The following is a 13,438-nucleotide window of genomic DNA, read 5'->3' as shown; positions in this document are numbered from 1 at the left end:
TCTGTCGGCCAGTTTCTTTTTTGGAAGGATTAATTAAATCTAAACTTCACCAGCTTCTCCTGTTGGAACCTGGCTTCCCACTCTTTTGGACTGTAGCCAAAATGTTTCTGGAAATTCCGTATAAAATGGGAGCTTGAGCTGAATCCAACCATATTGGAAATCTCATAAACCTTATAGGATCCACTGTTTAACAACTGTGAGGCTTTCTTCAGCCGAAGGTTATTAATCAATTCATTGGGAGATAAATTGGATGTTTGCTTGATCTTTCTATACAAGGTAGGTCTACTGATGTTCAATTTATCCGCCAGGAACTCCACACACAAGGAAGTATCATCGATATGGTCCACGATCAGTTGTTGTAACTTATCCATAAAATCTTCCTCTATGTTCGTATGCAACAACAATTCTTCAGGGTCTTGCTGTTGTGCATAATGTTCTTTCACAAACATCCTGTTTTTCAATAGGCTCCTGATCTGTGCCTGAAGGAATGAGGGTGAAAATGGTTTCTCTATATAGGCATCAGCCCCATACTCCAAACCCTCGATTTTTGCCTGAAGGCTGTTTTTCGCTGTTAGAATGATAAAAGGGATGTGCTTGTAATTCTGGTTTTTCTTGACCTGCGCACAGAGCTCAAAGCCATCCATCTTAGGCATCATCACATCCGATACGATTAAGTCTATATGTTGTTTTTGGAGGACCTCTAATGCCAGATATCCATCATGCGCCTGTACGATATCATAGTCATCACATAGATCATCTGTCAAAAAATCTAAGATTTCCTGATGATCATCTATCAATAGAATTATTTTGCGGACTTCTAATTCTTGTGACATTCTATTATAGGTTTTTAGGAATAGCGAGAACGAATATATTTAAATTTTCGGAATTCTCTACATACCTTAGGTCACCCGAATGTAGCAAGGCAAAAGAATGTGCCAATGCCAATCCTAATCCTGAACCTTCAATTTGACTGTGCTGATTCGAACGATGGAATGGTTTAAATAGCAGGTCCACTTCCCTTCTATTCAATATATGACCATCATTTTTCAGTTCCAATATCCAGTAATTCAACTTATCATCATCAATCAACTGGATATCCACCATTTTATCAGCGTACTTAAGCGCATTCGAAAATAGATTTTCTACAATCTTACTGATCATGTCCTCATCAATCTTTCCGAATATGCCTTGATTAATATCTTGTGTCAATACAATGCCTTCGATCTGAAAGGAAGTCTGATAGTCTTTAATAAACTCCGTGATAAACTCGGAAATATTACATACTGTAAGGTTCAACTGTTTTTCATCGGTCTCTACCTTTCGGAAATCCAATATGCTATTGGTCAGCCGGACCAGCTTTTCAGTATTCTTATGCATGGTCGTCAAGAGCCTGTCTGTCCTATCCTCTCCTAAATTTTTATTGTCAACCAGCTTTTCCAATGGTCCTTTGATTAAGGTCAGCGGCGTCTTGATATCATGGGCGACCTGCGTAAAGAAATCCAATTTTGCTTGATACAATCTCCTTTCTCGATTAGCATTGATTTCCATCAGATGCCTGCGATTTCGCTCCTTAATCTGGTTATCAAAATATTGATAGATAAAAAAGACCAGTAGAATAAGGATTATAGCATATACGGCAAATGCCAAACCGCTTGCCCAAAAGGGTTTGCGAACTTCAATTGGAATAGCAATCTCATCAGAAATTATCCTTCCTTGGCTATCAAGGGCTTTTACCAGCAATTGATATTCTCCCGAAGGCAATTTGGTATAATACGCTTTGTTTTCTTTGGACAGGACCCAATCTGAATCAAAACCTTTCAACTTATATAAATAAGATGTAGATGCGGCATCCACATAGTTCAACGCGGCAAAGTCAAATTGAATCGTAGACTCATCATAATCCAGTAAAACCTTATCATAGTTCAACTTGGTAAATTCCTGTCCATATTCATAATTGACCTCTAGGTTCCTTTTGGATGATCTGGCAAAAGTAAAATAGATAGGCACCTTAGTTTCGGTATTCCTTTCTCTAAGAAGGGAATCAGGATGAAATTTTATCAATCCATTGGTGGAACCAAAGTATAGATTACCTTCCTTATCCTTAAACATGGAGTTATAGTTAAACTGTAGATTTGATAAACCAAACTCCTTATTATAAACACTTAACACATATGTATTAATATCTATACTGATCAAACCATTGGTACTGGACAGCCACATATTTTTATTTGAATCCTCCTGCATGGACAGGATTAGATTACTCGGCAAGCCATCCGATTTGGTGAAACGCTTGACGATCTTATTATCTTCCGAACAGATGGTTAGGCCATTCTCCGTAGCGATCCAAATTTTACCTTCTGAATCCTGTTGAATTCTATTGGTCCTATTGCTGTTGATACTCGACTGATTATCCCAATCATGCTTAAATACCTGACTTGATTTCAATTCTGGATCAACTAGATATACACCATCTCGCCAGGTAGTCAACCAAATCCTGCCCATTCGATCTTCCAGCATCGAAGTGAAAAATATGGAGTCAGGAACGGCTTCCACTAATCGGAACCTATCCTTTCCAGGGAAAAACTCATACAAACCATTTGGAGTCGTAAAGAATACTCTTCCATTTTTAGTTTTGTATGTGCTCATGACGAAATTGGACCCTAATTCCGATTGGGTATTTTCTCGGTTATAATGTGCAATGATCTTCTTGTTGTTGATATTGATTATATCCAGACCATTATTGAAAGTTCCTACCAAAAGGCTGTCACCTACGATTTCCAGTCCATGTATATTATTATGCGACAGACCGTTCTTGGTAGAAAAATGCATGAAACTATTATTGCGCTTATCCCAGAAATTTAGGCCGTTATCTTCGGTTCCTATCCAAAGATTCCCATTTTTATCCTGTCTTATTTCACGGACTGCATTTCCAGATATCGAATTAGGATTCTCCATCGGAAATGTTCTTTCAAATAGATTGTGCTTATGATGGAAGTAATTGAGTCCTCCAAAATAGGTCCCGATCCAAATCCCGCCTTGATGGTCCTTTAGGATACTGTACGCCGCGTTATCTGAAATTGACCAGGGATTGTCTCGCTCATGGCAGAATACTCGCCAAGCATTGTCCCTGGTATCTAAAACAACCAATCCTGATTCTGAGGCTATCCATAATTCATGGGCATTTATTTTTTTGATATCCCGAACAAACAACCTGGTTCCATTTTTTACAAAAGGAATTACCTGTTCAAATACCTTAGACTTTAAATCCAGCGATATCAAGCCATTATGTTGTGTACCGATCCAGATTTTGTCATCATCTTCAAAGGCTATGGATTCTACATTCAGGGATCTATCCTTATTTACCTTAAATTGAATTTTGTGCTTCCCATCAACCGAGAAAAGGATTTGGTGACCAGCAGCCCAGACCTCATTCTTTGAATTCTTTGTTAAGGAAGTCACATTGATCTCAGGAAAAAGAGGTTCAGCTTTAAGTTCCAATCCTTTGGAATTCAACTTAAAGAGTTTATAGCTGGAAAGGAACCATAAATTCTCCTTTCCATCATGCTGCATCTCAATGATTTCTTTCATTTCAGTGCCAGGCACCAGTTTGAAGGTTTCCGTATTAGCATGAAATTTATACAGTCCATTATCCGTTCCAACCCATAGGACGTTATATTGGTCGACCAAAAGGCAAGTAATATAATTGCTGGCTAGGCCATTCCTTGCTTCAATATCACTGAAATACTTCTTAAAGGTATACCCATCAAACCTATTCAGTCCATCCTTAGTGCCAAACCAGAGAAATCCATTTTTATCCTGGGTACTGCACAAGACCGCATTATTGGATAATCCTTCAGTAATATTGAGATGATCAAAATTAAATACCTGTCCCCAAACCCTGCCAAGCAAGGAAATCAGAAGCATAACAGATATCAACAGGTTTCTCATCAGATAGGTTTAATAAGGACAAAATAACAATTTTCCCGATAAAGAAACACTTAGCATCTGTAATAAGCTGCTTGTAACAGGCTTTGATACAAAATGGCTATAAATTGAGATAATTAGTCAATTTAATGAAAAGCCCCCTCTTTAAATTTGAGTATCAATTATATACTAACCAATCTTCCAATGAAAAAAAGAAATCTAAACTCTTTGCACATTCGGTATTTATTGCTTTTGGGCTTATCGATGCCATTGGTTCCTATGTTTGTCCATGCTCATCCAGTTACCTTTCGTGCTTCAGCATTACAGCAACAGGAAGTAAAAGGTACTGTTCGCAATCAACAAGGTGAACCATTACAAGGTGTAACAGTATTCCCCAAATCAAGACCAAATGCTGGCACCGTAACTGATGAACAGGGAAATTTCACCGTCACTGTTACTTCAGCTAACGAAACCATTGTTTTTAGAAACATTGGCTATGTTACCCAAGAGCTTCCAGCGAGCAACAATATGACAATCAGCTTACAGGGTTCAGATGATAACCTGGAGGAGATCGTTGTTGTTGGTTACGGTACACAGAAGAAAGAATCATTAACCGGAGCTATTTCAACGGTAACTTCTAAAGATATCGCAAGGTCGGTTGCTGCCACTACTTCGGGAGCCATGGTCGGAAAGATCGCCGGTGTAAACAGCCGGATGCCAGATGGTCGTCCTGGTGCATCAACCAGTATCAATATCCGTAACATGGGAACTCCACTTTATGTTATCGATGGGGTCCAGAAAGATGAAGGACAATTCAACAACCTAGACTTTAATGACATCGAGAGTATCTCTGTTCTAAAAGATGCTTCTGCCGCCATTTATGGTGTGCGAGCTGCGAACGGAGTTGTCGTGGTAACGACGAAAAAAGGATCTCGCGGTGATAAAAATGAATTCAATATCAATTCATATTATGGCTGGCAGAGCATGTTTAGATTCCCTAGACCTGCAAGTGCAGCTACCTATGTAAAAAGTTATATTCAATCTGACGCCATCTTGGGCATCCCCAACCCACAGTACACGCCAGATGATCTAGCGAAATGGGAACAAGGAACGGAGAAAGGATACCGGCCTTGGGACTGGTATGACTATATCTTGGAAACAAGCCCACAAAAATACCTTTCCGGAAGCGTATCAGGTGGTTCTGAAAAAATCAACTACTACTTAAGTGCCGGCCACTTAGACCAGCAATCTATCATCAGAAATTATGGTGGTTTCAAAAGGACCAATGTTCAATTGAACCTAGAGGCCAATGTATCGGAAAGATTAAAGATCGGCGGTAACTTGAATGGTCGTATAGAGAAACGTAGACAACCAGGTGTACCGGGTGGTGATGATACTTGGCAAGCTTTGTTTGCAATCTATAGAAACTTACCTACCGCAAGACCATATGCCAATGATAACCCATTGTACCCAGCAAGGACAGCTGCCAACACCGAAACAAACTTCGCGATGTTGAATTATGATCTTTCTGGTGAGTTTAGGGATACATGGCGTGTGATGCAATTGAATTTCAATGCAGAATACAAAATCAATGAACATTTGAAATTGACTGGTTTAATGGGCTATTATCTAGCGAACCGCTGGATGGATAACCAAGAATATACCTATAAGCTTTATGGTTATGATGAAGCGACCGATACCTATCCAGTGGTCTTCAGCATGGACAATCCTTGGCGCGAGCGTGATATCCGAATGATCGAAGAATTAAGCTATCAGGGAACCTTGAACTATAACCGCACATTTGGAGAACATACCATTGCCGGTGTATTTGCTGCCGAGGCCATTCAAAGAGATACCCCAAGATTCTGGGCGCATGATAGACCTGCTTCAAATGCACTATCATTGATGTATTTCCAAACGATGGACCAATTTGATGATTTCGGTAATGACACGCAAGCTAGAGCAGGTTTCGCAGGTCGTATCAACTATGATTTTGCCCAAAAATATCTCTTGGAATTATCGGCACGTTATGATGGTTCTTGGAAGTTCCCAGAAAACAACCGTTGGGGTTTATTTCCATCAGTTTCTGCAGGTTGGAGGATTTCACAAGAGAATTTCTGGAAAGAATCTAATTTCGGCTCCAAATTCACCGATTTCAAGGTGCGTGCATCTTATGGTGTTTTGGGAGATGACAACCTAGACCCTTGGAACTATTTCGCCTTTGGCTTTATGCCAGGATACACCTACAAACAAGGTGGTTCCGTGATCAATGGAAACTATGTGGTGGGTGCACAGCCTCGCGGATTACCTGTGACTACCCTATCATGGATCAGAGCAAATACCTTCGATGTGGGGGTTGACTTTGCCTTATTCGGCGGTAAATTATCAGGTTCATTAGATTACTTTAACCGCAAAAGAACTGGTTTACCAGCCTCTAGATATGATGTGCTGTTACCTACTGAAGTGGGCTTTGGCTTGCCCTATGAAAACCTGAATTCTGATATCCACCGTGGTATGGATGGTAGTATAATGTGGAGTAGCACCCTACAGGACTTCAGATATAATATTGGAGGTAACTTCACATTTGCCAGACAGATTGATGGTGAACAATATAAACCAAGATTTGGAAATGCTTGGGATCAATATAGAGGGTCAATCCTAAACCGTTATGCCTTCTTGAACTGGGGCTATGAGTCCCTTGGACAATTCCAAAGCTGGGATGAGATCCGTAACTATGACGTGGACAATGATGGCCAAGGCAATACCAGCCTTCGTCCAGGTGACATTAAATACAATGATGTCAATGGCGATAAGGTTATCAATGGACTAGATCAGCGACCAATCGGTTATAGGCAAGGTGGATTACCTTACTTGAACTTTGCCGTTAACCTTGGTCTTGGATACAAGGGATTCGACCTTGCTGCGGATTTTACCGGTGCATCATTCGCTTCTTACCGCGCAAACTGGGAAGGTATGCTGCCATTTCATGATGGAGGTAACAACGCTGGGTATTACATGGAAAACCAATGGATGTTGAGCGACATCACAGATCCAAACAGCGACCTGATTCCCGGTAAGTTCCCGACATTGATCAGAGGTAACCAAAACCACAGTAACTATTGGCATAGTGACTTTTGGGTCATGAACGTGACCTACCTAAAATTAAGAAACCTTCAAGTAGGCTATACTTTGCCAAGTAAAATGACAGAACGATGGGGATTCAGGAACATTCGTGTGTATTCCATGATGCAGAACGTATTCAGCATCGATAATTTGGGTGAGATGAAAATAGACCCAGAAATCACATCCGAGTCTGGAATCCAATACCCTACTAACCGAGTTATCAATGTGGGATTAAACCTAACTTTTTAGTCATGAAGAAATTTAAAATTTATATACTATCAGCAGCATTATTGGCAGGTACTGCGTCCTGTTCCAAGTTTTTGGACAGAGAGTCTGAATCCATCCTAACTGATCAACAGGTCTATTCAGACGAAAAAATGGTTGCTTCCGTATTGGCCAATTATTACGGAAGAGTGAGTTGGGGGCAACATATTGCAAATACCGGCAGTATGGCAATGCTCGATGAAGCTGCATTTTCTTCTGGAGGCCCCAACAATATGCAAGATTATGGTGATGCGCTTTGGCGAGTGTATGACTATACCCTACTCAGAGACCTCAACTTATTTATCAATGGTGTAAGGAACTCATCTTTCAGTGAAACCACACAGGATAATTTTGAAGGTGAAGCTCGCTTCCTGAGGGCATGGACTTACTTCAACATGGCACGAGGCCTCGGTGGTGTACCGATCATCAATGATGAGGTATTTGATTACCAGGCTGGAATCGATATCACGACCCTGCAATATCCACGCTCTACCGAAAAAGAGATCTATGATTACATCATAAAAGAATGTACTGAAATCAGCAGCTTACTGTCCGATGCCAAGAATACCAATTCTGCTAGAGCCAATAAATGGGCTGCACTGTCCTTAAAAGCTAGGGCCGCCTTATATGCAGGATCTATTGCAAAATACAATTACAAGACCCCAGAGGTAAAGACTAGCGGTGGTGAAGTAGGTATCCCAGTTGCAGAAGCACCAAAATATTACACGCTCGCTTATGAAACTGCAAAGGATATCTTACAAAACAGTCCATATGAACTGTACAATAAAAACGCTGACAAAGGAAGAAATTTCTACGAGGCTGTAAGCAGTAAAGGCAGTACGGAGGTTATCTGGGCTAGAGATTATAAATATCCTGGACAAACCCACCAGTACACCAACAATATCATCGCCTCTTCAGTACGCGGAGATATTGATGCCAACATCATTACACCAGTCTTGAACTTAGTAGAGGATTTTGAATACATAGATGACCGTAATGGTGCCTTAAAATTGACCAACGGTGCCGGTGATTTCATCTATTACAATAATCCATCAGATGTCTTTGCCAAAAAGGATCCAAGGTTATATGGAACCATCATTTATTCTGGTGCTGATTTCTTAGGTTCTACCATTACTTATCAAGCCGGCGTAAGGTATTTGGAAGGTGGTACATGGAAGATAAAAACTGCTGAACCTGGAAAATCAGAAGCTCCCTACGGTTTGATTACCAGTATGGACGGACCTACCACTTCCAATGATCAATTTGTCAATAAATCTGGATTCAATATCCGTAAATTTTTGGAAGAAAACAGGGATGCTTCAACCCGTGGTCGTGGTAGCGATATGTGGTTCGTGCGCTTTAGATTGGGAGAGATCATTTTGATCGCTGCCGAGTCCGCTCTGGAACTAAACAAACCTCAGACCGAAGTTGCTGGATTTATTAACCAATTGAGAGACCGTGCAGGAATCCAAAAATTAACGACGGTAACCTTTAATGACATTGTTCAGGAAAGAAGGGTTGAGTTAGCATTCGAGGATCACCGCTATTGGGATCTGAAAAGATGGAGATTGGCACATACCGTTTGGAACGGCCAGCAGGACAACCCTAAGGCTACCATGTATGTACTTTTTCCCTACAAAGTGTATGCCCCTGGAACTGCAAATCATGGTAAATGGGTTTTTGAAAAGCGTAAATCTAGTCACGTTATGTACCCTCGATACTTTAGGTTCCAAAATTATTACAACTTCATCGACCAAGGTTGGATCGATAGAAATCCAAAATTAGTCCGTAACCCTTATCAATAAGACAATGAAAAGAATAAACATATTAGCCATCGGATTATTCCTAAGCCTTGCCCTACTCTTTTCCTGCGGAAAGGATAATTACGACGCCCCAAATGCAAACTTGACAGGGAAAGTGACCTATAAGGGTGCAGCAGTTGGTGTGAGAGGTTCCAATAATTCCGTTCGCCTACAGTTATGGCAAGATGGATACGCTCTTAAAAACCCAATTGATGTTTTTGTCACCCAAGATGGTTCCTTCTCAGCAGCGCTTTTCAACGGGACCTATAAATTGATTACGGTTCCTGGAAATGGCCCTTGGAAATCCAAGACAGATACCATGACCGTACAGTTAAATGGTAACACGAATATTGACTTCCCTGTAGAGCTCTATTATGACCTCAGGGATATCAAATATCAATTGAACGGCAACAACCTAACAGCAACCTTCAATGTAGAGAAACTTGATCCTAGCAAAACCTTGGATGATATCAACCTTTTGGTTGGTAAGACCAAGTTTGTCGACTTAGGTCATTTTCTGAAAAGAGCGAATAAATCGGGGGATTCGAACGGAAATGTGACCTTGACCGTGGATATCGGTCCGGAATTGCAATCGAATCCAATCCTATTTGCAAGGGTTGCCGCTAAAATCAATGGTATCACTGAAGCTATTTACGACGCAAACATACATCAGGTTAAATAATTGGAAATGCAGATTTTAAGCCGTATTACCCTCATTGTCCTTACCATAATAAGCTTTTGCCAAGCGCAAGAAAAGCCTTATAATGTATTGATGATCTTAGTGGATGATCTACGTCCAACATTGGGAGTATACGGCGATAAAGCTGCAATCAGTCCAAATATTGACCAATGGGCCAAGAATGCCATGGTCTTTGAAAGAGCCTACAGCAATCAGGCTGTATGCGTAGCATCAAGATATAACCTACTCTTAGGTTCAAGATCTACATCTACCGGATTATATGATTTTGGGAGGGCATTTCGGGAGTTTTATCCCGATGCTACGACCCTCCCAGAATTGTATAAGAACAATGGTTATTATACAGCGGCTATTGGGAAGGTATTCCATGTTGGCCATAATACGTACAACGACGAGCAATCTTGGTCGGTGAACCATTGGCATGACAAGGTGATCGAATATGCAGCCAAAGACCATGATAAGGAAACCAGGGAAGAAGCATTATTCGCCAATAAAAGTTGGGAATATGCCAATCAACTGGAAAAAGGTTCTGCTTGGGAAAAACTGGATGTAACAGATGATGCCTACGCCGATGGCCGGGTTGCGAATGAAGCTATAGCACGATTGGACGACCTAAAAGCCAACAACCAATCTTTTTTCTTAGCCGTTGGTTTTGCAAGGCCGCACCTACCCTTTACGGTCCCGAAGAAATACTGGGACTTATATGACCAGGATGAACTACCGTTTCCAAACATACAGGGCAATCCAAAGAACGCACCTTCTTGGGCGGTAAAAAGAGATGGTGAAATATCCCAATATGGCCAGGTGCCTTCGGCAAAAGACAGCGATCCCTTTCCACCAGAATTAACCAAGACCTTAATCCATGGTTATTATGCAGGGGTCGGTTATGTGGATGCTCAAATTGGGAAAGTATTAAAACATTTACAAAGGACGGGCTTGGACAAGAACACAATTGTCGTAATTTGGGGAGACCACGGTTACCTATTAGGTGAAATGGGCATGTGGACGAAACATGTAAACTATGAATTAGCCAATCGCATTCCCTTGCTGATCAAACATCCTGCTATGCAAAAAACAGGACTCAGCAAGGAATTGATTGAAACAGTTGACATCTATCCTACGTTGGCAGCGATGAGCGGCCTGGACCTAAAAGAAGCGAAACAACCTTTGGACGGGATAAGCTATGCAAATATGCTGCTTTCTGGAGATGGAAGCTTAAGGGAAACCGTGTACCATTGTTTTCCGAGAGATGGAAAACTTGGAAGGGCCATTCGGGACAAAGACTATCGACTGATTTCTTGGCAGGATTTTCAAGGAACTGAGGATCCACAATACGAACTCTACCACTATAAAAATGGACTGGTAGAAACTGAAAATATTTGGAGAGAAGATCATCCAGCATTTATTAAACTTAAGGAAGTCTTATCGGCACAACCAAAACCTTTGCCAATGAGACCTGCATCTAAACCACGAAAACATTAACAAACAAGAATATGATGAAGAAAACAATTGCAATTGCATGCTTAATTGCCGCTTCTATCACGGAGGGAAATGCTCAGAACTGGGCGCCGGTCCGCGATAAAATCCTTACTCCATGGGCGGAACATGTAACCCCTCAAAATGCGCACAGAGAGTATCCAAGGCCACAACTCGAACGAAAGAACAATTGGCAGAACCTGAATGGTTTATGGAAATATAAAATTACCAATAAAGACCAAAAAGATATCCCTAGCTCTTGGGATGGTGATATCTTGGTTCCTTTCGCTGTAGAATCAGCCCTTTCGGGTGTTGCTAAGCCAGTAACGAAAGATGATGCCCTTTGGTACAACAATAAGATCAGCATCGACAAAAAACTGAACAAAGGTCAGATCCTGTTGCATTTTGGTGCTGTTGATTGGGAATGCGATATCTATGTAAATGGACAGCATGTAGGAAATCATCAAGGTGGTTTTGATCCTTTCAGTATTGATATTACAAAAGCAATCAAAAAAGGAAAGACCCAAGATATTGCTATCCGCGTATGGGATCCTACCTCGGATGGTCCGCAACCTAGGGGTAAACAGATCAACAATCCACATGGGATTTGGTATACGCCAGTTTCCGGAATTTGGCAAACCGTATGGTTGGAATCTGTACCTGAAACGCATATCGTAAGTACTAAGCAGACTCCAGATGTAGACAATTCAGTTTTGAAATTCTCCGCTGAACTATCTTCAGCAAAAGCTGGTGACGAGATCTTGGTAGAAGCTTTTGATAACAATAACAAGGTTGCAGAAGCAAAAGCAAATGCTGGAGAGGAAACCCAATTAAAAATCAATAACCCACAATTATGGTCACCTGACTCACCAAAACTATATGACCTAAAGGTTAAGGTATTAAGAAAAGGAAAAGTTGTGGATGAAGCCAGCTCTTACTTTGCCATGCGTAAGATCAGCGTGAAGAAAGATGCCAATGGCATCCAAAGAATGTACCTGAACGATAAGTTTGTCTTCCATTATGGTCCTTTAGACCAAGGTTGGTGGCCTGATGGTCTACACACCGCTCCTTCGGATGAGGCTTTACGCTTTGATGTAGAGAAAACCAAGGAAATGGGTTTCAACATGATCAGAAAACATATCAAGGTAGAACCTGCTAGATGGTACAGACACTGCGATAGCATCGGCGTTTTGGTATGGCAAGATATGCCAAGTGGTGACCTAGGAGGCAACATCTGGGATATGAACCCTGGAAAGATCAGGATCGGAAAACATGATAAAGACCGTACACCAGAATCAGAAGCCATCTATAAAAAAGAATGGAAAGCTATCATGTCCCATCTGCATAACTTCCCTTCCATCGTGGTATGGGTGCCTTTCAATGAGGCATGGGGACAATTTAAATCCAAAGAAATTGTGGACTGGACGATCCAAAACGATCCTTCCAGATTAGTGAACGGAGCATCAGGTGGTAATTTCGATGCACCTGGACATATCTTTGACATCCACAACTATCCAGATGCTGCAATGCCAAGAGCTGAACTGTTTGGTGACAAATATGTATTGGTACTGGGCGAATATGGTGGTTTAGGTTTACCGGTAGAAGGCCATACCTGGCAACAAAAGGATAATTGGGGTTACCAGTCTTTCAAAAATGCGGATGAGTTGAAGAAAAGATATCAAGAGGTGGTTTCTGACCTAAGCAAATTAATCCCTAAAGGATTATCTGCTGGAGTATACACACAGACCACGGATGTGGAAGTAGAAACCAACGGATTGATGACATATGACCGAAAAGTTATGAAGATCCCTGCGAATGAATTGAAAGAAATCCATAGCAAACTTTACCAAAGTGATCTGGTTAAATAAACGATTATACCCAATAATAGAATATAGCAAAGCTGGTCGAGAGCAATTTCGACCAGCTTCTTTTTTGAGTTTAATTAACCTAAACCTTCTTTCATTCGACCTTTAATTTGACCTTATTCGAGACACATTCGGAATTTTCGCAATATGGCCCGAACATGCCTCGAATATGGCTCGAAACTTATTCTCCATTTTTGATTGAAAAATTCCGGATATCACAGCTATTATTATTGGAAATTCCTTAATAAAGAAAAGGCTGACTAAACAAATAGACAGCCTAAGATAAT

At 41.0% G+C, this 13,438-nt stretch carries 7 protein-coding genes; 5 read left to right on the top strand and 2 right to left on the bottom strand.

Going from position 1 to position 13,438, the window contains the following annotated elements; translation table 11 throughout:
• Nucleotides 1-29: 29 nt before the first annotated feature.
• Complete coding sequence (locus NMK93_RS09220) at nt 30-833, bottom strand: response regulator (RefSeq protein ID WP_254526947.1); 804 nt, start codon at nt 831-833, stop codon at nt 30-32.
• Between the two features lie 4 nt (nt 834-837).
• Complete coding sequence (locus tag NMK93_RS09215; protein ID WP_254526946.1) at nt 838-3,948, bottom strand: two-component regulator propeller domain-containing protein; 3,111 nt, start codon at nt 3,946-3,948, stop codon at nt 838-840.
• Between the two features lie 180 nt (nt 3,949-4,128).
• On the opposite strand from NMK93_RS09215, the gene NMK93_RS09210 reads away from it, so the two are divergent.
• Genes NMK93_RS09210 through NMK93_RS09190 form a run of 5 tightly spaced genes read left to right on the top strand, consistent with a single transcriptional unit; the run spans nt 4,129 to nt 13,154 of the window.
• On the top strand, nt 4,129-7,296 hold the full coding sequence (locus NMK93_RS09210) for a TonB-dependent receptor (protein WP_254526945.1): 3,168 nt from the start codon (nt 4,129-4,131) through the stop codon (nt 7,294-7,296).
• A 2-nt stretch (nt 7,297-7,298) separates the two neighbouring features.
• Nucleotides 7,299-9,116 carry a RagB/SusD family nutrient uptake outer membrane protein gene (locus tag NMK93_RS09205; protein ID WP_254526944.1) on the top strand — a complete coding sequence of 606 codons (1,818 nt, stop codon included), beginning with the start codon at nt 7,299-7,301 and terminating at the stop codon, nt 9,114-9,116.
• Between the two features lie 4 nt (nt 9,117-9,120).
• A complete protein-coding gene (locus NMK93_RS09200) occupies nt 9,121-9,795 on the top strand; it encodes a DUF3823 domain-containing protein (protein WP_254526943.1) in 675 nt (224 codons plus the stop codon).
• 6 nt (nt 9,796-9,801) lie between these two features.
• On the top strand, nt 9,802-11,292 hold the full coding sequence (locus NMK93_RS09195) for a sulfatase (protein WP_254526942.1): 1,491 nt from the start codon (nt 9,802-9,804) through the stop codon (nt 11,290-11,292).
• 11 nt (nt 11,293-11,303) lie between these two features.
• Nucleotides 11,304-13,154, top strand: a complete 1,851-nt coding sequence (locus NMK93_RS09190) for a glycoside hydrolase family 2 protein (protein ID WP_254526941.1) — start codon at nt 11,304-11,306, stop codon at nt 13,152-13,154.
• Nucleotides 13,155-13,438 lie beyond the last annotated feature (284 nt).

This window comes from Sphingobacterium sp. LZ7M1, assembly GCF_024296865.1.
Lineage (GTDB): Bacteria > Bacteroidota > Bacteroidia > Sphingobacteriales > Sphingobacteriaceae > Sphingobacterium.
This window is presented reverse-complemented; position numbering and strand designations above follow the sequence as displayed.

Bases quoted from the DNA above. Each gene is read 5' to 3' on its own strand.
- NMK93_RS09220 (WP_254526947.1), bottom strand. From the start codon at position 833: ATGTCACAAGAATTAGAAGTCCGCAAAATAATTCTATTGATAGATGAT.
- NMK93_RS09215 (WP_254526946.1), bottom strand. From the start codon at position 3,948: ATGAGAAACCTGTTGATATCTGTTATGCTTCTGATTTCCTTGCTTGGC.
- NMK93_RS09210 (WP_254526945.1), top strand. From the start codon at position 4,129: ATGAAAAAAAGAAATCTAAACTCTTTGCACATTCGGTATTTATTGCTT.
- NMK93_RS09205 (WP_254526944.1), top strand. From the start codon at position 7,299: ATGAAGAAATTTAAAATTTATATACTATCAGCAGCATTATTGGCAGGT.
- NMK93_RS09200 (WP_254526943.1), top strand. From the start codon at position 9,121: ATGAAAAGAATAAACATATTAGCCATCGGATTATTCCTAAGCCTTGCC.
- NMK93_RS09195 (WP_254526942.1), top strand. From the start codon at position 9,802: ATGCAGATTTTAAGCCGTATTACCCTCATTGTCCTTACCATAATAAGC.
- NMK93_RS09190 (WP_254526941.1), top strand. From the start codon at position 11,304: ATGATGAAGAAAACAATTGCAATTGCATGCTTAATTGCCGCTTCTATC.